This window comes from Streptomyces sp. ISL-12, assembly GCF_018614415.1.
Taxonomy (GTDB): Bacteria; Actinomycetota; Actinomycetes; order Streptomycetales; family Streptomycetaceae; genus Streptomyces.
In genome coordinates this window covers 18,739-41,687 of sequence record NZ_JAGGOO010000138.1, presented here as the reverse complement: position 1 = coordinate 41,687, position 22,949 = coordinate 18,739, and the positions used below count along the sequence as shown (strand labels likewise).

Annotated in this window: 14 protein-coding genes; 5 read left to right on the top strand and 9 right to left on the bottom strand. The window is 72.4% G+C overall.

Translation table 11 applies throughout. The features are described from left to right. The coding region (locus J7I94_RS32420) for a DUF6350 family protein (RefSeq protein WP_251076072.1) at positions 1 to 1,588 on the bottom strand (1,588 nt) is incomplete at its 3' end. 96 nt (positions 1,589 to 1,684) lie between these two features. Here J7I94_RS32420 and J7I94_RS32415 point away from each other — a divergent pair. Beyond that, on the top strand, positions 1,685 to 2,989 hold the full coding sequence (locus tag J7I94_RS32415) for a helix-turn-helix domain-containing protein (RefSeq protein ID WP_215172957.1): 1,305 nt from the start codon (positions 1,685 to 1,687) through the stop codon (positions 2,987 to 2,989). Between the two features lie 82 nt (positions 2,990 to 3,071). Here the strand turns inward: J7I94_RS32415 and sucD are convergent, their stop codons facing one another. From sucD to J7I94_RS32385, 6 genes are all read right to left on the bottom strand, one after another. After that, positions 3,072 to 3,956 carry a succinate--CoA ligase subunit alpha gene (sucD, locus tag J7I94_RS32410; protein WP_215172955.1) on the bottom strand — a complete coding sequence of 295 codons (885 nt, stop codon included), beginning with the start codon at positions 3,954 to 3,956 and terminating at the stop codon, positions 3,072 to 3,074. A gap of 28 nt (positions 3,957 to 3,984) precedes the next feature. Next, on the bottom strand, positions 3,985 to 5,166 hold the full coding sequence (gene sucC, locus J7I94_RS32405; RefSeq protein WP_215172953.1) for an ADP-forming succinate--CoA ligase subunit beta: 1,182 nt from the start codon (positions 5,164 to 5,166) through the stop codon (positions 3,985 to 3,987). Between the two features lie 764 nt (positions 5,167 to 5,930). Next, positions 5,931 to 6,791: a hypothetical protein gene (locus tag J7I94_RS32400; protein ID WP_215172951.1), complete on the bottom strand. Its 861-nt coding sequence runs from the start codon at positions 6,789 to 6,791 to the stop codon at positions 5,931 to 5,933. A 791-nt stretch (positions 6,792 to 7,582) separates the two neighbouring features. Beyond that, positions 7,583 to 8,764, bottom strand: a complete 1,182-nt coding sequence (locus J7I94_RS32395; protein ID WP_308114791.1) for a VWA domain-containing protein — start codon at positions 8,762 to 8,764, stop codon at positions 7,583 to 7,585. Continuing rightward, positions 8,761 to 11,526, bottom strand: a complete 2,766-nt coding sequence (locus J7I94_RS32390) for a DUF5682 family protein (RefSeq protein ID WP_308114790.1) — start codon at positions 11,524 to 11,526, stop codon at positions 8,761 to 8,763. Before J7I94_RS32390 ends, J7I94_RS32395 begins: the two co-directional genes overlap by 4 nt. A 174-nt stretch (positions 11,527 to 11,700) precedes the next feature. Next, positions 11,701 to 12,885 (bottom strand): AAA family ATPase, encoded by a 1,185-nt coding sequence (locus J7I94_RS32385; RefSeq protein WP_215172949.1) that lies wholly within the window; start codon positions 12,883 to 12,885, stop codon positions 11,701 to 11,703. 133 nt (positions 12,886 to 13,018) lie between these two features. On the opposite strand from J7I94_RS32385, the gene J7I94_RS32380 reads away from it, so the two are divergent. Next, positions 13,019 to 14,380 (top strand): SWIM zinc finger family protein, encoded by a 1,362-nt coding sequence (locus tag J7I94_RS32380; RefSeq protein ID WP_215172947.1) that lies wholly within the window; start codon positions 13,019 to 13,021, stop codon positions 14,378 to 14,380. Between the two features lie 149 nt (positions 14,381 to 14,529). Further along, complete coding sequence (locus J7I94_RS32375; protein ID WP_215172945.1) at positions 14,530 to 16,182, top strand: DUF5691 domain-containing protein; 1,653 nt, start codon at positions 14,530 to 14,532, stop codon at positions 16,180 to 16,182. A 72-nt stretch (positions 16,183 to 16,254) separates the two neighbouring features. On the opposite strand, the gene J7I94_RS32370 is transcribed toward J7I94_RS32375, so the two are convergent. After that, the gene (locus J7I94_RS32370; protein ID WP_215172943.1) at positions 16,255 to 16,671 is read right to left on the bottom strand and encodes a cobalamin B12-binding domain-containing protein; all 417 of its coding nucleotides are present in this window, start codon (positions 16,669 to 16,671) and stop codon (positions 16,255 to 16,257) included. Between the two features lie 495 nt (positions 16,672 to 17,166). Between J7I94_RS32370 and J7I94_RS32365 the strand changes: the two genes are divergently transcribed. Together J7I94_RS32365 and J7I94_RS32360 are read left to right on the top strand one after the other, a co-directional pair. Continuing rightward, positions 17,167 to 18,180, top strand: coding sequence for a triacylglycerol lipase (locus tag J7I94_RS32365; RefSeq protein ID WP_215172941.1), 1,014 nt, complete (start codon positions 17,167 to 17,169; stop codon positions 18,178 to 18,180). 254 nt (positions 18,181 to 18,434) lie between these two features. Further along, positions 18,435 to 20,099 (top strand): M23 family metallopeptidase, encoded by a 1,665-nt coding sequence (locus J7I94_RS32360; RefSeq protein ID WP_308114789.1) that lies wholly within the window; start codon positions 18,435 to 18,437, stop codon positions 20,097 to 20,099. A gap of 93 nt (positions 20,100 to 20,192) precedes the next feature. Here J7I94_RS32360 and pcrA read toward each other — a convergent pair whose 3' ends face one another. Beyond that, positions 20,193 to 22,703 carry a DNA helicase PcrA gene (gene pcrA / locus J7I94_RS32355; protein WP_215172937.1) on the bottom strand — a complete coding sequence of 837 codons (2,511 nt, stop codon included), beginning with the start codon at positions 22,701 to 22,703 and terminating at the stop codon, positions 20,193 to 20,195. Between the last annotated feature and the right edge of the window lie 246 nt (positions 22,704 to 22,949).

The window sequence follows — 22,949 nt, the reverse complement described above, 5'->3', positions numbered from 1 at the left end:
GCCACCGCTGCCATCGCTGCCATCCGCGGCGTACGGCCCGAACGGCACGGCGTCCTCGTCGCCCTGCCCCGCGGCCTCCCGCCCCGGCCTTCGTCTGCCCGCGCCGCCTCCTGAACGGCAACAGCAACGGCAACGGCACCCACCTCCGCCGGCGCCCGCCCGCGGCGGCGACCCGCCGCAGCCAGACCCGTACGACCAGGGCCGTCGGCACGGCCACCGGCCAGATCCACGCCAGCGCCGCGCCCCCGGCCTGCCACCACACCGGTCCGAAGCGGGCGAGGGCCCCGTTGCCCAGCGGTCCTCCGGCCAGCGCGGCGAGCAACGCGACCAGAAGCGCGCAGAGCAGTGCCGCGAGCGACGCGGCGACGGCCGTACGTCCGCTCGGCCAGGGGTCGGACCGGACCTCACCGCCCGCCGGGCCGTCCGAGGCCGACGAGGTCATCGTGGGGACCGGGGCACGGGCGGGCGCGACGGCCGACCGGGCGGTGCACCACCCCACCGTCGCACCGGCGGCCAGCGGCACCACGCCCACCGCCCAGTGCAGCGGCGTGCCCGGACCGGCGTCCGGCACCGCCGCCAGCAGCGGCAACGGCGGCAGCAGCGCGGCGGGGGCCGAGACGGACGGGCCGACGACATGACCGGTGCCGAGTGCGAAGCCCGGACCGAGGGAGTACGCCGCCGCCCACACGGCCGCGTTCGGCACCAGCGCGAGACACAGCAGCAGGACGGAGAGCAGCCCCACCCATCCGTCCGCCAGCAGCAGGAACGACCCTCGGGCCGCCCCGCCGTGCCCCACCAGCGACACCAGGAACAGCAGGGCTCCGCCGACGACCAGCACCGCCGCCCCGGCGCCCGCCGCCCGCGCCGAGGCCCCCACTCTCGCGTCCGGCTCCACGATCAGTTCGCGCGGGGTCCGGGGCAGCAGCCGCAGCACCCGGCCCACCGGACCGCCCGGGCGGCCGAACGCCGTCCACGCTCCCGCGCCCGCCGCGGCCATGACGACCAGCGGCAGCCAGACCACCACCCCCGCCCAGGAAGGCCGGAGCGCACCGCCGTCCGCGCTGTCCGCGTGCAGCGTCACCGGCAGGGCGACGGCCAGGTAGCCGAGGACCACGCCCGCCCAGGCGTTGCGCGCGGAGACCGGCGGTGGCCCCGAGAGGTCCCGGACATGGACTCCGGGTCCCGCTCCCACGGTCACGCCCGCGCCGTCCCCGGGGTCGGTCACGTCCCGGGCGGCGCGGTGCAGCAGCCAGACGGGCAACAGGGTGAGGAGCAGCGGGGTGATCCCGACGGGTGCGGGGACGCCGGAGAGGGTGTCGGTGCGGACCAGTTCGACGCCGTGGGCGAGCAGCCACAGGGTCGCGGCGGCGTGCAGGGCGCCGCCGGCCCCGCTGTCGGGGTACGGCGAGCTGATCCACAGCAGCGTCACGAGGACGGCGAGGGAGGCGAGTCCGAGCCCGGCTGCGACCGCTCCGCCCAGCAGACCGGCGGCGAGACCCGGCGAACGGTCACGCCAGCGGACGTGCCAGCGGGCGAGCAGGAGGAACAGCAGCGGTCGGCGAACGGTCGTGGGGATCACGCCGGTCATGCTCCCAACGACACGCACCTTCCCGTCGTAACAGGCGAAGCCCCGCTGTGTCGCTCAATATATGTTTATGTACTTTTTCGCACGGAGGGGCGCCTGGTGACGGAGAGTCCTGCCATTCCGCTTCCCCCTCCCAAGGCACGCCGACGCCTGCGGGAGGCCGCCTCGCTGACACAGGCTCAGCTCGCGGCACGGGTGGGTGTCACCCGCGAGACGGTACGCGCGTGGGAGACCGGCCGCATGACTCCGCGCGGCCGGAAACGGGAGACGTACGCGAAACTGCTGGCCAGGCTGGCCCAGGAGACACGGATGACCGGCGAGACGGTCGTGTGGTCACCACCTGAGCAGCCCACGCCCACCGCACCCGCGAAGCCGGAACGGGAACAGGAACGGGAACAGGCACGGGAACAGGCACGGGAACAGGAACGGGAACAGGAGCCGAAGGCCGAGACCGAGACCGAGCCCGAGACTGAGACCGGGACCGAGCCCGAGATGGCTCCGGAGCTGGTGCCGGAGCCGGAGCCGCAGCCGGGCCCGGAGCCGGCCCCAGCGCACCGGAGCGAGCCGCCGCACGAGCCGGTCCCGAGCCCGCCCGCCCTGACGCCCGCCCTGACGCCCGCTCAGGCGTTCGACGCGCTGTACGCCTTCTGCGCCCCCGCCCTCGTACGGCAGGCGTACCTGCTCACCGGCCGGCGCGAACTGGCGCGTGACTCGGTCGAGCGGGCCTTCCAACTCGCCTGGGAGCGCTGGCCGGAGGTGGCCCGCGACCGGGATCCGGCGGGCTGGGTGCGGGCGGCGGCGTACGAGTCCGCCCTCTCCCCCTGGCACCGGTTCCGGCTGCGCCCCCGGCGCTCCGAGCCGCCCGCCGCCGACGCCGACGGCCGCGTCCTGCTGGACGCCCTGCTGAAACTCCCGCCCTCCCGCCGCCGCACCCTCGTCCTCTACGACGGTGTAGGCCTCGGCCTGCCGGAGACGGCGGCGGAGACGGAGGCGACCACCCCGGCGGCGGCGAACCGTCTGCTGAGCGCCCGTGAGGCCGTCGCCGCCCGGCTGCCGGAACTGGCCGATCCGGCCGAACTGCACCGCCGGCTCACCGAGCTGGCGTCCACCGCGCGGCTGCGGGCGGCCGCCGCTCCGACCGTACGTACGGGCAGTGAACGCCGGGCCCGGTTCTGGACGAGGGCCGCGATCGCCTTCACGGCGGCCCTGATCGGCACGACGGCGCTGACCCTGCGGACGGCTCCGACGCAGTACGAACCGCCGGTGCCCGTGGGAGAGGCGGTACGGGGCGTGCCGGCCCGGGTGGCGCCGGGGCCGCTGTCGGACGAGGAACTGTCGCTGCGGGACAAGTTGCGGCAGGAGCTTCAGGACGGGCCGGAGCGGCTGGTCCCGCAGGTGCGCTGAGACGCGGCCCGGCACGCGGAAGGGCCCGCACCCCGGCGAGTTCCGGGAGTGCGGGCCCTTCCGTGTCCTGCGGTGCGGAGGGTCAGCCGGCGAGGATCTCGCGCGCCAGCTTCGCCGTCTCGGTCGGGGTCTTGCCGACCTTGACGCCCGCGGCCTCCAGGGCCTCCTTCTTCGCCTGGGCGGTGCCGGACGAACCGGAGACGATGGCGCCGGCGTGGCCCATCGTCTTGCCCTCGGGCGCGGTGAAGCCCGCGACGTAGCCGACGACCGGCTTGGTCACATTGGCCTTGATGAAGTCCGCGGCCCGCTCCTCGGCGTCGCCGCCGATCTCGCCGATCATGACGATCAGGTCGGTCTCGGGGTCGTCCTGGAACGCCTTGAGCGCGTCGATGTGCGTGGTGCCGATGATCGGGTCGCCACCGATGCCGACGGCGGTGGAGAAGCCGATGTCACGCAGCTCGTACATCATCTGGTACGTCAGCGTGCCGGACTTCGACACCAGGCCGATGCGGCCCGGCTTGGTGATGTCGCCCGGGATGATGCCGACGTTGGACTGGCCCGGGGTGATGATGCCGGGGCAGTTCGGGCCGATGATGCGGGTGTTGTTGCCCTTCTTGCCGGCGTACGCCCAGAACGACGCCGAGTCGTGCACGGCGATGCCCTCGGTGATGACGACCGCGAGGGGGATCTCGGCGTCGATGGCCTCGACGACGGCGTCCTTGGTGAACTTCTCCGGCACGAAGATGACGGATACGTTCGCGCCGGTCTTCTCGATGGCCTCCTTGACGGTGCCGAAGACCGGTACCTCGGTGCCGTCGAAGTCCACGGACTGACCCGCCTTGCGCGGGTTCACGCCGCCCACGACGTTGGTGCCGTCGCCGAGCATGAGCTTGGTGTGCTTCATGCCGGTGGCGCCGGTCATGCCCTGGACGATGACCTTGCTGTCCTTGTTGAGCCAGATAGCCATGGTGTGTTGGTGTCCTCGTCCTGAGTGCTTACTTGGCGGCGGCGTGAGCCAGCTCGGCGGCCTTGTCGGCGGCGCCGTCCATGGTGTCGACGCGCTGCACCAGCGGGTGGTTCGCGTCGGTGAGGATCTTGCGGCCCAGCTCGGCGTTGTTGCCGTCGAGGCGGACGACCAGCGGCTTCTCGACCTTCTCGCCGCGGTCCTCCAGGAGCTTCAGCGCCTGGACGATGCCGTTGGCGACCTCGTCGCAGGCGGTGATGCCGCCGAAGACGTTGACGAAGACGGACTTGACGTCCGGGTCGCCGAGGATGATCTCCAGGCCGTTCGCCATGACCTGGGCGGAGGCGCCGCCACCGATGTCCAGGAAGTTGGCGGGCTTCACGTTGCCGTGCTTCTCACCGGCGTAGGCGACGACGTCCAGGGTGCTCATCACGAGACCCGCGCCGTTGCCGATGATGCCGACCTCGCCGTCGAGCTTGACGTAGTTGAGGTTCTTCTCCTTGGCAGCGGCCTCGAGCGGGTTGGCCGCGGCCTTGTCGTGCAGCTCGTCCCAGTCGTGACGGAACTCGGCGTTGTCGTCGAGCGACACCTTGCCGTCCAGGGCGATGACGTCACCGGAGGCGACCTTCGCGAGCGGGTTGACCTCGACGAGGAGGGCGTCCGACTTGATGAAGGTGTCCCACAGCGTGACGAGGACGTCGGCGACCTTGTCGGCGACCTCGGCCGGGAACTTCGCGGCCTCGACGATCTCGCGCGCCTTCTCAGGCGTCACGCCGTCGATCGCGTCGATCGGGGTCTTGGCGACGGCCTCGGGGCGGGTCGCGGCGACCTCCTCGATCTCCATGCCGCCCTCGACGGAGGCGATGGAGAGGAAGGTGCGGTTGGCACGGTCGAGGAGGAAGGAGACGTAGTACTCCTCCAGGATCTCCGGGGCCGTCTCGGCGATCATCACCTTGTGGACCGTGTGGCCCTTGATGTCCATGCCGAGGATGTCCGTCGCGCGGGCGACGGCCTCGTCCGCGTCGGCGGCGAGCTTGACGCCGCCGGCCTTGCCGCGGCCGCCGACCTTCACCTGGGCCTTGACGACGGACTTGCCACCGAGGCGCTCAGTGGCTGCGCGGGCCGCCTCAGGCGTGTCGATGACTTCACCGGCCAGCACCGGTACATCGTGCTTGGCGAAGAGGTCCCTCGCCTGGTACTCGAACAGGTCCACGCGCTTCCGTCCCTATCAGTGATCTCGCGGTTCGTTGTCTGCGTGGGCGTGCCGCGAGGGCAACGTGACGACCGCCGTGTCAGTCACAAGGGAGGCGCACACGGTGTCCGAGCGCGCGGCATGTCCGTCTCGCAGGTTATCGCCGCTTGCGGACGGTCTCTAAATCTCATCTCACACCTGAGCGGTGATACCTGTCACATGATGCCCCCCTCTCTGGCACCGCGTGCCGCAGGTGAGGCGGAACGGGCGGGGACGCAGGTGAGGCTGCGCGGGGCCTCACCGGGCTGGGGTCGGCCCGGTGAGGCCGGTGAACACCCCTGAGCCACGGCGATGCCGGTGCTCTCGGAGCGTGGGGTGGCAGATCCCCACCCCTGGGGACCGCCACCCCGCCCGCGGTCTCCCGTACCGGACGGAACCGACGGATTTCGGCCGTCCGGCACCGGAGGCTCCGCGGCGTCGGTACCCGTCCTGCGGACGTCGGGGGCCTGGGCGTCGACGTCGACGTCGACGTAGGCGCAGACGCAGACGCAGGCCGCGTGGGTCGCAGGGCGGAAGCTGGTCAGCGGCGCGGGGTGCTGGGCGCTGGGGCGCCGGCCGCACGACGGGCACGCACGCGACACGCCGAACCGAACGGGCTACGCCGAGATACGACGCATTACAGCGATCGACGGCGTGGCGGCGTGGCGGCGTGGCGACGTGGCGAGGTGGCGGCGGCGGAACCGGATCACCAGGTCGGTCGCGTCACTGCCGCCCCCGGACCCGGACTAGGCAGGGGAAACGGGAACGTCCCGGTACCGGTCGCGGACGTCGCCCACGTCGGCGTACGCGACTGCGCCGGGCGCGAGTCGCAGGGGGATGCGGGTGTTCAGGGCGACGGCCGACGCGTCACCGTGCCGCGGCGTGCCGTGATCGGCCGCCGACGCGTCACCCAAGGCGCCGTCCGGCCCTGCGGGCGACTGGTGAACGGGACCGGGCACGTGTCCCGCGCCCAAGGCCGGACGACCATCACCGCTCCCACCGATGTGCGCCGCCCGACCGACGAACCGCGGTCCGTACGGACCGACCACCACGCTCCGCGCGCCACCCTGGCCTCCGGCCACCTGACCGTCGGCGCCGTTGCCGCCGGTCGGGGACGTGGTCACCGATTCCGGCGGCAAGGCGGACTCGTCCGGGACGGGCCCTGACCCGGAGCCGGCAGGTTCGGCCGCGGATTCGATCGGGGCGGGCAGCAGGTCCGCCGGCAGCGCGGGGGATACCGGCAACTCGGGAAGCACCGGGAGCACGGGATCGGCCGGAGCTACGGGGGATACGGGCAATGCAGGCCACACAGGCAGCGTCGAGCCACCGACCAGGTCGGACACGATGGGCAGGTCCGACAGACCAGGCAGGTCCGACAGGCCAGGCAGATCGGAGAGGGCCGGCAGGTCTGAGACGATCGGCAGATCCGACAGGACCGGAAGATCCGACAGGACCGGCAAGGTGGGCAGGACCGGTGAGTCGACCGGGGACGGCGGAGCGGGCAGACTCGGCGACCCCACCGGGGCACCGGACCCATTCGACGACGGCAACTGACTCGGCAGATCGGCATGGACCGGCAGGTCCGGCACGCTCGGCAGATCGGGCACGCTCGGCGTGCCTGACGGGGCGTCAGGCCGACCTGGCGGCGGAGACAACGGCGGTCTGCTCGGCGACTCGGCCCCCGAGTCCGACGGAGACGACGAAGACGACGAAGACGACGAAGACGACGGAAGCGACGGAAGCGACGGAAGCGACGGAGACGACGGAGGCGACGGAAGCGACGGAGACGACAGCTCCGGCGAGGAAACCTCTCCCCGCACTGAACCGAGCCCCTCGGCCACCGCCCCCACCACGTCACCGACCGACTCCGCACCCCGCTCCCTCACCGGCTCCGTCGCCCGACCGGTGACGGAACCTCCGGTAACACTGGCACTACCGGCACCACCGGCACGGGTCCCCGAACCGCCGGCCACCGGCTCGACCACCCGGTCGGCCACCCCACCCACCAGCGACAACGCTCCCCGTTCCGAAGGCGATGACGTCACGTCCCCCGCGCCTTCGGCCGCCTCCGCGGGCTGTCCGAGGAGCAGCCCGAGGAGGAACACCCCGCCGACCAGCAGCACGCCGAAGAGCGCGCGCCGAGCGGCGGCGTGCGGAGCGGCCGGCCAGGACAAGGAGATGCCTCCCGTGCGACGGAACGAGGTGGGCGCCACGGGCACCTGCCGGCGCGACGCGGTACAGCGGCACAGCGATGCGGAGGAGCGCATCGCGAGTCACCGCTGACAAACGCCGATACTCGCACGGATATACGGAGTCCGCGCAAGCCCTCCGTTACCGACAGGTAGTCCCACCCACCGACAACACGCCACCACCTCCGGCCATCACACCGCCTCGGCCCTCACACCGTGTCAGGTATCGGCAGTGGCCGTTTCTCGATCGCCGCCGCCATCACGTCCGGGAACAGATCCGGCGTGCAGGCGAAGGCCGGCGCGCCCAGCGCGGCCAGCGCCGCCGCGTGCTCCCGGTCATAGGCGGGCGCCCCCTCGTCGGACAGCGCCAGCAGCGTCACGAACTGCACTCCCGACGCCTTCATCGCCGCCACCCGCTTGAGCATCTCGTTCCGTATGCCCCCTTCGTAGAGGTCGCTGATCAGCACGACGACCGTTTCCGCGGGCCGGGTGATCTGCGACTGGCAGTACGCCAGCGCCCGGTTGATGTCCGTGCCGCCACCGAGCTGGGTACCGAAGAGCACGTCGACCGGGTCGTCGAGCTGATCGGTGAGATCCACGACCGCCGTGTCGAAGACGACGAGCCGCGTGCTGATCGACCGCATGGACGCCAGCACCGCCCCGAACACCGACGCGTACACGACCGATGCCGCCATCGACCCGGACTGGTCGATGCAGAGGACGACCTCCTTCTTCACCGACTGGGACGCCCGCCCGTAGCCGATCAGCCGCTCCGGCACGATCGTCCGGTACTCCGGCAGATAGTGCTTGAGGTTGGCCGCGATCGTGCGGTTCCAGTCGATGTCGTGATGGCGCGGCCGGTTGATCCGGGCACTGCGGTCGAGGGCACCGGTGAGAGTGGCCCGGGTCCGGGTGGCGAGCCGCTTCTCCAGGTCCTCGACGACCTTGCGCACCACGGCCCGAGCCGTCTCCTTCGTCGTCTCCGGCATCGCCTTGTTGAGGGAGAGCAGCGTGCCGACGAGGTGCACGTCGGCCTCCACCGCTTCCAGCATCTCCGGCTCCAGCAGCAACGTGGAGAGCCCGAGCCGGTCGATCGCGTCGCGCTGCATCACCTGGACGACGGAGGAGGGGAAGTACGTCCGTATGTCCCCCAGCCAGCGCGCCACGGACGGCGCCGACGCCCCGAGCCCGGCCGAACGCTCCCGTCCCGTCTGCCCCGTCTGCGGTTTGTCCCCCTTCCCGTAGAGCGAGGTGAGCGCCGCGTCCATCCCGGCGTCGCGCCCGCTGAGGGTGCATCCGGTGCCGTCGGCCGCGTCACCGCCCAGCACCAGCCGCCACCGCCGCAGCCGCTCCGCCCCCGGATCACCCAGTTCCGCCGATGAGATCGTCACGCCTCCACCCCCACAAGGTCCCTGCCGTCCCTGTCGTCCCTGCCGTCGCTGCAGACCCTGCCGTCACTGCCGTCGCTGCGCCCCCTGCCGTCGTCGGCGTCCCTGTCGTCGCCGTCCTGCCGACCGCGGCCGTCGACATCGCGCCCCGTCGAGCCGACCGGTCCGCCGCCCGCGCCCCTGCCCGCACCCGGACTCGCACCCGCACCCCCGCTCACCCACATGTCCGAACCCGAATCCGCACCCGAATCCGGTTCGTCCAGACCCAGCAACAGCCGCACCACCGGCTCCACCGCGTCGGCGCGTACGGCATCCGGCTCGGGGGCGAAGCCCGGTATGCCGGAACCGCCGGCGGCCGCGCTCCCCCGCGTCCCGGGCCCGCGCCGCACCAGTTCGCCCAGCGTGCGCCGCACTCCGGGCTCGTACGCCGAGAACGTGCGCCGCAGCAACGGCAGGACGTCCGTGAACGCCTCCTCCGGTACGCCGCTCAGCCACGCGTCGACCAGCCCCAGCAGCCGCTCGTCGTGGACGAGGAGCATGCCGCCCCCGGAGCCGCCGCCGACGAAGCCCTCGATCCAGGCGGCGGCGTCCGCCGGTGGCGTCCCCGGCGAGAGCGCCAGTCCCATGAGGCGGGCGGCCTCCTCCGCCGGCAGTTCCCCGTCGTCCAGCAGGAGCCGCACGGCGCGTCCTCGGATGACGCCGGGCACGGTGTCCCGCGCGGACAGCACCCGCAGCACCCGGCGCCAGCGGACGCGCAGGTCACCGTGGCCGGGCGCGGGGGCGTCACCCAGCAGGCCCACCGCCCCGTGCACCGCGTCCACATGACGCCGTATCTCCTCTGCCCCGTCCGCGTCCAGCGCGGCGCAGGCCGGCGGCAGACCGACGAACACCCGCTCGGCGAGGCCCGCGGCCACCCCGGCCAGCGCACCGGTGTCCGTACCGCGCACATCGCCGTAGCGCAGGGTCCGGACCAGCGCCGGCAGCGCCTGGGCGAGCCGGCCGACGTCCGTGTCCAGCGCCGCCCGGTCGGCCAGGATCCGCATCACCACCGGGAGCGCGTCCGGCAGTTCGGCCAGCAGGCAGTGTTCGGCGAGGGCCGTGACGTCGGCGAGGTGCGGTGCGGCGACGGCGTCCGCCTCGGCCTTGGCGGTCGCGGCGGAGAGCACCGTGGTGCCCCACACGCCGGCCTCGGCGACCCGCACCGACAGCTCCGGCTCCCAGCGCAGCCGCCAGGTCTCCCGGAACGTGCCCGTGCCCGCGCGTGACGCGGCCGGCTCGCCCCAGCCGACGCCGAGCAGTCGCAGCCGGTGCAGGAGCCTGCTGCGCTCGGTGTCGTTCTCCTTGCGCAGATCGAGCTCCAGCTCCCGTTCCAGCGCCTCCGGCTTGAGCCGCAGCCGGCGCTGTATCCGGGTCAGATCGCGTTGCAGCGGTACCGCCGGCGCCGCTTCTGGCACCTCCCCCAGCACGTCCCCGACGATCAGCCGGTCGTGCACCAGGCCCAGCGGCACGTCCGAGCCCTCGCACATCACCGCGCGCACGGCGTCGGTCGTCTCGGTCAGGCCGGGCAGCGGGCGTCCGCGCATCACGGCGAGCGTCTCGGCCAGCCGCACCGCCTCGATGACGTGGGCCGAGGACACGATCCGGTCCTCCTCCCGCAGCAGACCCGCGACCTTGGTCAGCCACCGCTCGACGGGCCGGTCCGGTGCCCCGAACAGATGCCCGTACCAGCCCGGTGAGTCGATGCCCGCGCCGTAGCCGCTGCTCCGGGACAGTCTGCGGTGGGTCCACGGCACCCACGTCATGTCCACCTTGACCTTGGGCAGGCCCTTGAGCAGCGCCCGGTCGGCGGTGACGGTGGTCTTCCGGCGCAGCGCGGGCACGTGCCAGGCCCCGCACACCACGGCAACGCCGCCCGGGAACTCGCGCTGCGCGGCCCGGACCCGCAGCCGCATGTACGCCTCGCGCACCAGGTCCCGGTCGTGCTCGGTGTCCGCCCCCGACGGGCTCGGCGAACCGGCCCCCTCCGCGCCCTCCGCCCGCTCCGCCGCCTCGGTCTCCCGCAGCGCCCCCATCGCCTCCTCCAGTGCGGCGAACGGTGCGAGCGGGTCGTCCTCTCCCGGGCCCCGGTGCTCGACGACGTCCTCCCACCAGCGCTCGGGGTCGTCGTACCCGGCGGCCTCGGCGAGCGCGGCGAGCGGATCGCTCCGCACGGCGGTCCGCACGGTCAGCCCCTCGGCGCCCGCGTGACCGGGCGCATCGGACGCCTCCCGCCCACCGAACTCACCGGACTCCGCGGACCCACCGGGTCCACCAGACCCACCAGACCCACCAGACCCACCAGACCCACCAGACCCACCGGATCCATCAGACCCGCCGTCCGGCTCACCGGAGTCACCGGACTCCTCCGTCCGCTCCCGCAAGGCCAGCGTGTGCGTGGCCGGCAGATCGAAGAAGCGGACCGGGACGTCGTGGTCCAGGGCCCAGCGGAGGGCGACCCACTCCGGCGAGAACTCGGCGAGCGGCCAGAACGCCGAGCGGCCGGGCTCGTCCACGGCGTGGGCGAGGAGGGCTACCGGCGGCCGCATCCTCTCGTCGGCGGCCAGCGGGACCAGGGCGTCGGCCTCGGGCGGTCCCTCGATCAGGACGACCCGGGGCCGGGCGGCCGCCAGCGCCGCCCGCACCGCGCGGGCCGACCCCGGCCCGTGATGCCGTACGCCCAGCAGCAGCGGGCCACCCCCGCGGACCTGGGCGTCAGCGCTCGTCACACCGTCCCCCTCCCTTGAACTCCCCCATTGAGTCCCGGACTCCCGCCGACCCCCGGACTCCCGTGCAGGACCACGTCGTGTCGTCCTCGTCACCGGAGCGACCCACCAGGACCTGCCCGTCGTACACCACCAGCCCAAGCCCCTCCGTACTCCGGGAGGCTCCTCGGATGCCGGTCATGCGCTCACCTCCCGGCAGGCCCGGTAGAAGTCCTTCCAGCCGTCGCGCTCGCGGACGACCGTCTCCAGGTACTCCTGCCAGATGACGCGGTCGGCCGCCGGGTCGCGGACGACGGCGCCGAGGATGCCGGCCGCGACGTCGCCGGAGCGCAGCACGCCGTCGCCGAAGTGCGCGGCCAGCGCGAGACCGCCGGTGACGACGGAGATCGCCTCGGCCGTGGACAGTGTGCCGCTGGGCGACTTCAGCTTGGTGCGTCCGTCGGTCGTCACCCCGTCGCGCAGTTCACGGAAGACGGTGACGACGCGGCGGATCTCGTCGATGCCGTCGGGCGCGGCGGGCAGGTCGAGGGAGCGGCCGATCTGGTCGACGCGACGCGAGACGATCTCGACCTCGGCCTCAGGGCTCTCCGGCAGCGGCAGTACGACGGTGTTGAAGCGGCGGCGCAGGGCACTGGACAGGTCGTTGACCCCGCGGTCCCGGTCGTTGGCCGTGGCGATCAGGTTGAAGCCGCGGACCGCCTGCACCTCCTGGCCCAGCTCCGGTATCGGCAGCGTCTTCTCCGACAGGATCGTGATGAGCGTGTCCTGCACGTCGGCCGGGATACGGGTCAGTTCCTCGACCCGGGCGGTCATCCCCTCGGCCATCGCCCGCATGACCGGGCTCGGCACCAGGGCGTCCCGGCTGGGGCCGTGGGCGAGCAGTTGCGCGTAGTTCCAGCCGTACCGGATCGCCTCCTCGGGCGTGCCGGCCGTGCCCTGCACCAGCAGCGTCGAGTCGCCGCTGACCGCCGCGGCCAGGTGCTCGGACACCCAGGTCTTGGCGGTACCGGGCACGCCCAGCAGGAGCAGGGCGCGGTCGGTGGCCAGCGTGGTGACGGCGACCTCGACGATGCGGCGCGGACCCACGTACTTCGGCGTGATCACCGTGCCGTCCGGCAGGGTGCCGCCGAGCAGGTAGGTCGCGACGGCCCACGGCGACAGCTTCCAGCGGGCCGGGCGCGGGCGGTCGTCCTGCGCGGCGAGTGCGGCCAGTTCGCCGGCGAAGGCGTTCTCGGCGTGCGGGCGCAGGGCGTGCTCGGTCTCCCGCCCACCCGCGGATGTCTGGGTGTCCGCGTCCGTGTGCACGGGCGCGGACCCGTTCTGGCTCGGGTCGACGGACGTCGGTTCTGCGGACACAGGCATGGCTGAGTCCCCCTCCAGCTCGGCCGGTTCGGATCTGACATCAACGGTGCACCACACCACTGACAATCGCCCTGACCTGCACAAACGCCTTCGCGAGGGGTGATTGTCAGTGGCAGGTCCTAACTTCGACGGCATGACTCAGCAGGGGGAGCGCTGGACGGCGGACCAGGTGCTGGCACTGGCGCCTGACGCGGCGTCACGCAAAGCGGGAAGCAAACTCGGCGCGGCAGGGCCGTGGTCCGGGGCGGGATGTACCGACGAAGGGGCGCTGTGGGGACTGTGCAAGGGCAGCGGCAGCAAGCCGTACCAGACGGTCGTCGATCTCGCGGGCGCGAACGGGCCCGCGTACAAATGCAGTTGTCCGAGCCGCAAGTTCCCGTGCAAGCACGCGCTCGGTCTGCTCCTGCTCTGGACGGGTGGGGACGGCGCGGTGCCGTCGGCCCAGGCACCGGACTGGGCGGAGCAGTGGCTGTCGACGCGGCGGGGGAAAGCGGAGCGGAAGGGACGGGCGGAGACTTCGGGTTCCGGCTCCGGTTCCGCGTCCGCTGATCCGGAGGCGGCGCGGCGCCGGGCGGAGCGCCGGGCCGAGCGGATCTCGGCGGGCGCCACTGAGTTGGAGCAGCGCCTGACAGACCTGCTGCGCGGCGGTCTGGCCGGCGCGGAGACGGCCGGATACGAGCTGTGGGAGGAGACCGCGGCCCGCATGGTCGACGCCCAGGCTCCCGGACTCGCCGCCCGGGCCCGCGAGTTGGGTTCGATCCCGTCGTCCGGATCCGGCTGGCCGGTCCGGCTGCTGGAGGAGTGTGCCCTGCTCCACCTGCTCGACCGGGGCTGGCTGCGCCGTGACCGTCTGCCGGAGGGGCTGGCGGCGACGGTCCGCTCGCGGGTGGGTCTGCCCGCCTCGCCGGACGGACCGGCCGTCCGCGACCGGTGGCTGGTCCTCGCCCAGTACGACACGGCGGACGCGCGGCTGACCACGCGCCGGGTCTGGCTCTACGGGACCGAATCGGACCGCACCGCCCTGCTCCTCTCCTACGGAGCCGCCGGCCGGGCCCCGGAGCTCGCGCTGCCGGTGGGACTGGCACTGGAGACGGAGGTGTCCCCTTATCCGGGAGCCGGCCAGTACCGGGCGTCCCTGGGCGAGCGGCTCGCCCCGCCCGCCGTGACAGAGAGACGTCCCCCGGGAATCAGTACGTCCCGGGCAGCCGCCCGCTACGGCGAGGCCCTGCGTGACGATCCTTGGCTGGATTCCGTCCCGGTGACGCTGGACGGGGTCATACCGGTGCCGGACGGCGACGGCTGGCAACTGGCGGACGCCGACGGCGACACGGCCCTGCCCCTCACGCCCACGGCCCGCAACCGCCCAGGTCTGTGGCGCCTGGTCGCGCTGTCGGGCGGCGCGCCCGTCAAGGTCTTCGGCGAGTGCGGCCACCGGGGCTTCACCCCGCTGACGGCCTGGCCGACCGGCCCGGGCCCGGCGGTGCCACTGCACTGACCCACCCTGCCCTCCTCCGGACTCCGCTGCTCTTCCCGGGAGAGCCCGCCCTCTCCGGTCCCCAACGATCCGCCTCCTCCGATCCCCAACGATCCACCTCCTCCGGATTTCAGACACCCGCCCCCACCCTCTCCAGGAAAAGGAACCGCATGTCCAGGACATCCGCGCCCGCGACCGCGCCGCCCGTCTGGGAGGAGCTGGTCACCGCGGCCCTGCTCGGCACGGAACGGCGTACTCCGCCAGGCTGCGCACCCGGCCCGCACGCTCCGACGGCCCTGCTGGACGCGGCGGCCCTGGAGACCGTCCGCAGAAGGGCCTCCCTGCGTCCCGCCCGGTCGGCGGAGCGTCCGGCGCCGGCCCCCGCCGATCACCGTCCGCCCCTGCCGGAGGCCGCCGCCCGCAGGCTCGCCCTGCTGCTCACGGACCGTCCCGGCACGGGCGGCGGCCGGCGCGGGTCGGCCCCGGATCTCATGGAGCTGCTGCCCCAGTGGCTGGCGGCGGCGAACGACCACGGGTACGCGGCCCCGCCGGAGGCACTGCCCGCCCTGCTGGACGCGGCGCGCGGACGGACCGACCTGCGCCCGGCGGCCCTGGAATTCGCCGGTCCCCGCGCCTTGTGGCTGGCGCGGCTGAACCCGGACTGGCGGTTCGCCCTGCGCGCGGCACCGGGCGGCGACTCCGCGCTGCCGCCCCCGGAGGAGACGGACCGGGTTCGCCGGCTGTGGGAAGAGGGCCTGTTCGCCGAGCGGGTCGCACTCCTCTCGTCCCTGCGCGCCCGGCACCCCGCCGGCGCCCGCGACCTGCTCGCCACCACCTGGGCGACGGAACGGGCCGAGGACCGCCTGATGTTCCTCGACTCGCTCCGCACGGGCCTCGGCCCGGACGACGAACCGTTCCTGGAGCAGGCGCTCGCCGACCGCAGCCGCAACGTACGGGCGACGGCGGCGGAGCTGCTGTCGGCGCTGCCGGCTTCGGCACTCGCGGAGCGGATGGCCGCGAGGGCGGTGACCTGCGTGTCCATCGACCGCACACGGACCGCCCCGACGATCGTCGTGGAGACACCGCACGAGTGCGACGCGGGCATGGAGCGCGACGGTGTCGTCCCCAAGCCCCCCAACGGACGGGGCGAGCGGTCCTGGTGGCTGGGCCAGTTGCTGGAAGCGGCGCCTCTCCCGACGTGGACCCGGCGCTTGGGCGGACGGACGCCCCAGGAGATCGTCACGCTCCCGGTGGCGGACGACTGGCAGGGCGAGGTGCACGCCGCGTGGTGCCGGGCGGCCGTACGCCAGCGGGACACCGCGTGGGCACGGGCGCTGCTCGGCTCACCCACGGCACCCGAGGCCGGAGGGCCGGGCGCGGTGTCCCTGGCCGAGCGGGCCAAGCTCCTCGGTGTCCTGGCCGCCGCCGAACGGGCCGAGTGGGTCGCGGGGTTCATCGCCACGCACGGTCTGTCCGAGGCGTTCCAACTCCTCGGGGTCTGCGCGGTGCCGTGGGCCGCGCCGCTGGGACGGGCGGTGGTCGACGCCCTCAACATCGCTCGGGACGCGGGGAATTACCCCTGGAGCTTCAGCGGAGTCATGGGCCTGGCTGAACGGTGTCTCGACCCCTCCGAGGCGGACCGCTTCGACGGGCTGTCGGCGATACCGGACGAGCCGGAGGACGCGTCGCCGGGAGCCGGCGGGTACTGGGCGGAGGCGTTCCAGCGCCTGGTCACCACGTTGCGGCTGCGCGCGACGATGGCGGAGGAACTGGAGCCGGGCCCGGCCCTCACGGACGTTCCTCGCGCCCAGAGGCCACGCTGACGTGCAGCCGCCCGCCGTACCGCGCCCGCCCGCTCCTCGCCGGCCCCTGCCTCTCCATTCCCCTCCTGCCCCTCACGCCTCCGCGGGCTGCCGCGCGTTCTCCCGCACCCATTCCACGATCGACGTCGTGGTCGCGCCAGGGGTGAAGATCGCCGCGACGCCCTTCTCCTTCAACGGCCGGATGTCGGCCTCCGGAATGATCCCGCCCCCGAAGACCAGGATGTCCGCCGCGTCCCGTTCCTGGAGGAGGTCGATCACGGCGGCGAAGAGCGTGTTGTGCGCACCCGAGAGGATGGACAGGCCGATCGCGTCGGCGTCCTCCTGGATCGCGGTGTCGACGATCTGCTCGGGGGTCTGATGGAGCCCGGTGTAGATGACCTCCATACCCGCGTCGCGCAGCGCCCGCGCGATCACCTTGGCCCCTCGATCATGGCCGTCGAGCCCCGGTTTGGCCACCACCACTCGGATCGGTCCGGCTGCCACGCCCATCACTGCCTCCACGACATGAAGCGACCTCTGATGAAGTGAACGAACGTTATCTCCAGCATCCCGCAACCGGCAGTTTCGCGGTGGACACCGAGGGGGAAATCACACAGAAGAACATATTGACCGCGCAGCGTTCCGACCATCGGCGGGAGCGCGCGCAAGGAGAGCCGCGCCCGACACGGACGCACCGGGCGGCACAGCGCACGGGCAGTGAACACGGGGACACGCACAGCACGGGACGGTACGCGGGACACACAGCACACGGGATGCCCGCTCACCACCCGCACACCACCGGTGACACACCACAATCACCACCGGCACACCACCGAAGCACCAACGGATTAAGCGAACCACCAGCTCATCACTGGTACGCCGGACCCCACCCCTCACAGAAGTCACGCACTACCCCATTGCACCGCCCGGCACCCGTGTCACGTCTCTCCATGAGGGCACACGGGAGACAGAGGCGTTCTTCCGCGTGCCGACGGGAGGCCGGCCATGAAGGTCAGCTGGGCAGTGCAGCCCTTTCGTCCGCTGTGTCAGCGGCTCGCACCGGTTCTGCCGGTGAAGGTAGCGGGCGTGTCCATGGGCCTGCTGAAGGCGACGGCCCTGGAGATCGCGATCCTGGCGGGGCACGTCATCCTCTACCCCTCGGGCATCATCCAGGAGCGCCGGGCGGCCCCGACGCTGCCCGCCCCGGCCTCGCCAGGCCGACAGCCCTCCGCCACGCACGACGACGCCGACACCGCCACCGCTACCACCACCGAGAACCCCGCCCCCGACGACCGCACCGCCGCCGGAACCTCCATCGCACCCCCGCGACTGCCGACGCAGGCCGAGAACCGTCCTCCGGTCGTCCTGCTGCACGGCTTCATCGACAACCGGTCCGTCTTCGTCCTGCTCCGCCGCAGCTTGGCGCAGCACGGCAGGCAGCAGGTCGAGTCGCTCAACTACTCGCCGCTGACCTGCGACATACGCACCGCGGCGGAGTTGCTGGGCCGGCACCTGGAGGACATCTGCGAGCGCACGGGCAAGGACCAGGTGGACATCGTCGGGCACAGTCTCGGCGGGCTGATCGCGCGGTACTACGTCCAGCGCCTCGGCGGTGACCGGCGCGTCCGGATGCTGGTGACCCTCGGCACCCCGCACACCGGCACCCGCGTGGCGCCGCTGGCCAACGCGCACCCGATCGTGCGCCAGATGCGCCCCGGCTCTCCGGTGATCGAGGAACTGGCCCGCCCCGCGCCCGGCTGCCGTACCCGCTTCGTCAGCTTCTGGAGCGACCTGGACCCGCTGATGGTTCCACTGGAGGCGGCCCGCCTGGACCACCCGGACCTGCTGACGCAGAACGTGCGGGTCAGCGGCATCGGCCATCTGGCCCTGCCGGTTCACCCCGCGGTGGCAACCGGAATCCGGCAGGCTCTCGACGCGAGTCATATCAGCGCACCGTCGGAGGCGGACCCCGACGACCCGACCGGCTCCGCAGGCCCCACCGGGCTCACCGTCGCCTGACAGCCGCCTGACAGGCCACGCATCCGGCATCCACCGCGCGTCCACCGAACATAAAAAGACGTTCACCCACGACCGACCCATCGAACAACTCTCGAACACAAGGCCAAACCCGTGCCCGCAGTCCGCCGAATCACGGCCGATTGCCCGTTTCCTGCGCGAGTGAAACCTGAGGAAGATTGTCGCGCCCGCGTACCGCCGGGTACAGTCGCCGCACTGCTCTGGCAGCCCCTGTTGTCGAGGCGAAAGAGAAGTTGGTGAACGACCGTCACCCGTCGGGGACCCCCACCGCCCCGGCCGCGGCTTCCGAAGCCGCCTCGGCGCACTACGCGTCGTACGGCATCCAGGAAGCCCAGTACGGCGACCTCACCACGTACAACGGCTACGACACCACTGGTTTTGCCTCGGATCCGCTCTTCGGCAGTCTCCCGGGTCAGAACACCGGCGAATACGAGACCGCTCCGTACGCCGCGGCCACGACTGCCGCGGCTGCCGCCACGGCCACGTACGACACGACCGGCGCGTATGCCGCCTACGACACGACCGGCACGTACGACACCACCCAGTGGACCGGAAGCCACCAGACCCTGGACACCGGCAGCCACCACGCGCTGGACACCGGCGGGCACCAGCTCCTGGACACCGGCGGCCACCAGACCCTGAACTACGACGCGTACGCCGCTCAGCATCACGCCACGTACGACACCGGGGCTTTCGACACCACCACCTGGGCGGACGGCTGTCAGCCCCTGCCCACCGTGCCGCCACAGCCGGGAGCCCCGGACACCAGCGGCCAATGGGACAGCACCGCCTGGCTCCAGCCCGACCAGATCGACCAGTCCGGCGCACCGGCCTCCGCCCCGGCCCCGTTGGACCCCGCCGACCAGACCCAGCAGTGGGACTGGGGCACGCAGACCTTCGACACCGGCGCGTACGACGCCACCCAGTGGAACACCGACGGCACGCCGACGCACGACGGAACCGCCGAGGACAACCCGCAGAACCACCCCCAGAGCGACCCGCACGACGCCGGTCCGGACGACGGCCTCGCCGCCACCGGCGAACTCCCCACCGTCGCGCCGCTTCTGGAGGAGCAGGAAGAGACCGCACCGGCCGCTGACGCGCCGCAGGCGCCCGGCACCCGCGCCGCCGCCCGCGCGGCTTCCCGGAGCGGATCCCGTTCGCGCCGCCGCCAGCCCGCCAAGCGTTCCGCGCTGCTGACCATCGCCGTGCCCTCGGCCTGTGTGATGGGCGTGGCCGGTATCGCCGCCGCCTCCGTCGACGGCCTGAACGGCGACGGAAACAAGGAGAACACGGCCTCGGCGTCGGACACTCAGACCCAGGCGGTGAAACCGTCCGCCGCCAACAACAAGCTCGACACCCAGCTCGCCAGTCTCTCCGCAGGTGCCGACGACTTCGCCGACCGGGCCAGCCGTACCCAGGAGCGCATCGACCTCAAGGCCGAGCAGGCGGCGGAGAAGAAGCGCGCGGCGCAGGAGGCGGCGCGCAAGGAGCGACTGCGCCCCAAGTTCGCGCTCCCCGTGGCCCAGCACGGGCTCAGCGCCTACTACGGCCAGTCCGGCATCAACTGGATGTCCGTCCACTCCGGCATCGACTTCCCCGTCTCGTACGGCACGACGGTCATGGCCGCGACCGACGGCACCGTCCGCACCCAGTACAACAGCGCGTACGGAAACATGATGATCGTGACGGCGAAGGACGGCACGGAGACGTGGTACTGCCACCTCTCCAGCTACCAGGTCGCCTCCGGTACGACCGTCAAGGCCGGGGACGCGATCGCGTACTCCGGCAACTCCGGCAACTCGACCGGCCCGCACCTGCACTTCGAGGTGCGCCCCTCCGGCGGCTCGGCGATCGACCCGCTGGCGTGGCTGCGCAGCCACGACCTCGACCCGACGTGAGCCGCCCGGCCACCCGGACGCAGAACGCCTGAACCACCCGACGTAGAACGCCCGAGCCCCGGCCCCCGAAGGGGCCGCAGGTTCGAGGTTCCGTCAGAGCTTCTCCACCGGCGCGTACCGCAGCAGCAGCCGCTTCGGCTTGGTGTCACCGAAGTCGACCGTCGCCTCGGCGTTGCTCCCCGTGCCCTTCACCGCGACCACGGTCCCGAGTCCGAACTGGTCGTGCGTGACCCGGTCCCCGACCGCCAGCGACACCGCCGGCTGCTCACCGCCCCGGCGCGTGGCGAACCCGGACCCGCCGGACGCCGACGAACGCGACCGCGACCGGGACTGCGAGGAGGACAGCGAGGCCGCCACCCCGGACACCGGCCCGGCGGACGAGGCGGCGGCACTCGCGCCCGTCCGCTTCCACGCCAGGTGGGCGGCCGGGATCTCCTCCAGGAACCGTGAGGGCGGGTTGTACGACGGCTGCCCCCAGGCGCTGCGCAGCGTCGAACGGGTCAGGTACAGCCGCTCACGCGCACGCGTGATGCCGACGTACGCCAGTCTCCGCTCCTCCTCCAGTTCCTTGGTCTGGCCGAGGGCGCGCATGTGCGGGAAGACGCCGTCCTCCATGCCGGTCAGGAAGACGACCGGGAACTCCAGGCCCTTGGCGGTGTGCAGCGTCATCAGCGTGACGACGCCGTCGCCGTCCTCCTCATCCGGGATCTGGTCGGAGTCCGCGACCAGCGCGACCCGCTCCAGGAAGTCGGCCAGAGTCCCGGACCCGGCCTGCTCCCCCTCCGCCTCCGCGCGCTCCTGCTCGAACTCCAGGGCGACGGCGGCGAGTTCCTGGAGGTTCTCGATCCGGGTCTCGTCCTGCGGATCGGTGGAGGCCTGCAACTCGGCGAGGTAGCCGGTGCGTTCCAGTATCGCCTCCAGCACGGTGGCCGGTCCGGCGCCGGACTCGGCGATCGTACGGAGGTCCTCCATCAGCGTGTTGAAGCGCTTGACGGCGTTCGTGGAGCGCGCGGCCATGCCGTACGCCTCGTCGACGCGCCGGAGCGCCTGCGGGAAGCTGATCTTCTCGCGCTGGGCGAGGGCGTCGATCATCGCCTCGGCGCGGTCGCCGATGCCCCGCTTGGGCACGTTGAGGATGCGCCGCAGCGGCACCGAGTCCTCGGGGTTGGCGAGGACCCGCAGGTAGGCCAGGACGTCCCGGACCTCCTTGCGCTCGTAGAAGCGGACGCCTCCGACGACCTTGTAGGGCAGGCCGGTGCGGATGAAGACCTCTTCGAAGACACGGGACTGGGCGTTGGTGCGGTAGAAGACGGCGACGTCGCCGGCCTTGGCCTCGCCCGCGTCCGTGAGCCGGTCGATCTCGTCGGCGACGAACTGCGCCTCGTCGTGCTCGGTGTCGGCGACGTACCCGGTGATCCGCTCGCCCGCGCCCGCGTTGGTCCACAGGTTCTTCGGGCGGCGCGACTCGTTGCGCTCGATGACCGCGTTGGCGGCGGACAGGATGGTCTGCGTGGAGCGGTAGTTCTGCTCCAGGAGGATCGTGGTCGCGTCCGGGTAGTCCTCCTCGAACTGGAGGATGTTGCGGATGGTCGCGCCGCGGAAGGCGTAGATCGACTGGTCGGCGTCGCCCACGACGCACAGTTCGGCGGGCGGGACGTCGCCCTCGCCCGGCGGGACGTCCTCGTCATGGGCGCCGGTGCCGACCAGCTCGCGCACCAGGGCGTACTGGGCGTGGTTGGTGTCCTGGTACTCGTCGACCAGGACGTGCCGGAAGCGGCGGCGGTAGTGCTCGGCGACGTCCGGGAAGGCGCGCAGCAGGTTGACCGTCGTCATGATCAGGTCGTCGAAGTCGAGGGCGTTGGCCTCGCGCAGCCGCGTCTGGTACATCGCGTACGCCTGGGCGAGGGTCTTCTCGAAACCGTCGGCGGCCTGGGCGGCGAAGTCCTCCTCGTCGATCAGCTCGTTCTTCAGGTTCGAGATCTTGGCGCTGAAGGACTTCGGCGGGAAGCGCTTCGGGTCGAGGTCGAGATCACGGCAGACGAGCGCCATCAGCCGCTTGGAGTCGGCGGCGTCGTAGATCGAGAACGACGACGTGAAACCGAGCTTCTTCGATTCCCTCCGCAGGATGCGGACGCACGCGCTGTGGAACGTCATGACCCACATGGCGTTCGCCCGCGGGCCGACGAGCTGCTCGACGCGCTCCTTCATCTCACCGGCGGCCTTGTTGGTGAACGTGATCGCGAGGATCTGGCCGGGATGGACGCCGCGCGCGCCGAGCAGGTGGGCGATGCGGTGGGTGAGTACGCGGGTCTTGCCGGAGCCGGCGCCGGCGACGATGAGCAGCGGGGAGCCGGCGTGGACGACCGCGGCGCGCTGGTTCTCGTTCAGCCCGTCCAGGAGCGCGGCGGGGTCCAGTACCGGGCGCGGGGCGCCGTCCCGGTAGTAGTGGTCCCGGTCCGGCGGCACGTCGAACTTCCCGGCGAACAGATCGTCCGGGATCGGCTCCGGTACGTGCTCGTCCTCGGGGGGTGGCGGAGGTTCCTCCTCGTGGCCGCGGGGGGCCTGGAGGCTCGCCAGGAAGCTGTCGTCAAAGAGGCTGCTCATCGCTCTACGAGTCTAGGGTGCCCCACCGACAACCGGACGCCCCCTCGAAAACCCGGCCGGACCCGGACCACCGGACACGATCCCGTCACCGCACATCACCCACCGTGAGGGACGTCCTCCAGGTCACGAAAATGTATCGGGCATATCACCCTTCAACCTTCACAGGGGCCGCACGAGTTGGCTACGGTGCGGGCGGGCCGCTCGACCCCCACCGGCGAACGTCGCCGGGCCGCGCGGCCTCCGCCG

Excerpts from the sequence above, each read along its gene's own strand:
- J7I94_RS32385 (WP_215172949.1), bottom strand. The coding sequence starts at position 12,885 with ATGCCTGTGTCCGCAGAACCGACGTCCGTCGACCCGAGCCAGAACGGG.
- J7I94_RS32365 (WP_215172941.1), top strand. The coding sequence starts at position 17,167 with ATGAAGGTCAGCTGGGCAGTGCAGCCCTTTCGTCCGCTGTGTCAGCGG.
- J7I94_RS32375 (WP_215172945.1), top strand. The coding sequence starts at position 14,530 with ATGTCCAGGACATCCGCGCCCGCGACCGCGCCGCCCGTCTGGGAGGAG.
- J7I94_RS32380 (WP_215172947.1), top strand. The coding sequence starts at position 13,019 with ATGACTCAGCAGGGGGAGCGCTGGACGGCGGACCAGGTGCTGGCACTG.
- sucD (WP_215172955.1), bottom strand. The coding sequence starts at position 3,956 with ATGGCTATCTGGCTCAACAAGGACAGCAAGGTCATCGTCCAGGGCATG.
- J7I94_RS32370 (WP_215172943.1), bottom strand. The coding sequence starts at position 16,671 with ATGGGCGTGGCAGCCGGACCGATCCGAGTGGTGGTGGCCAAACCGGGG.
- pcrA (WP_215172937.1), bottom strand. The coding sequence starts at position 22,703 with ATGAGCAGCCTCTTTGACGACAGCTTCCTGGCGAGCCTCCAGGCCCCC.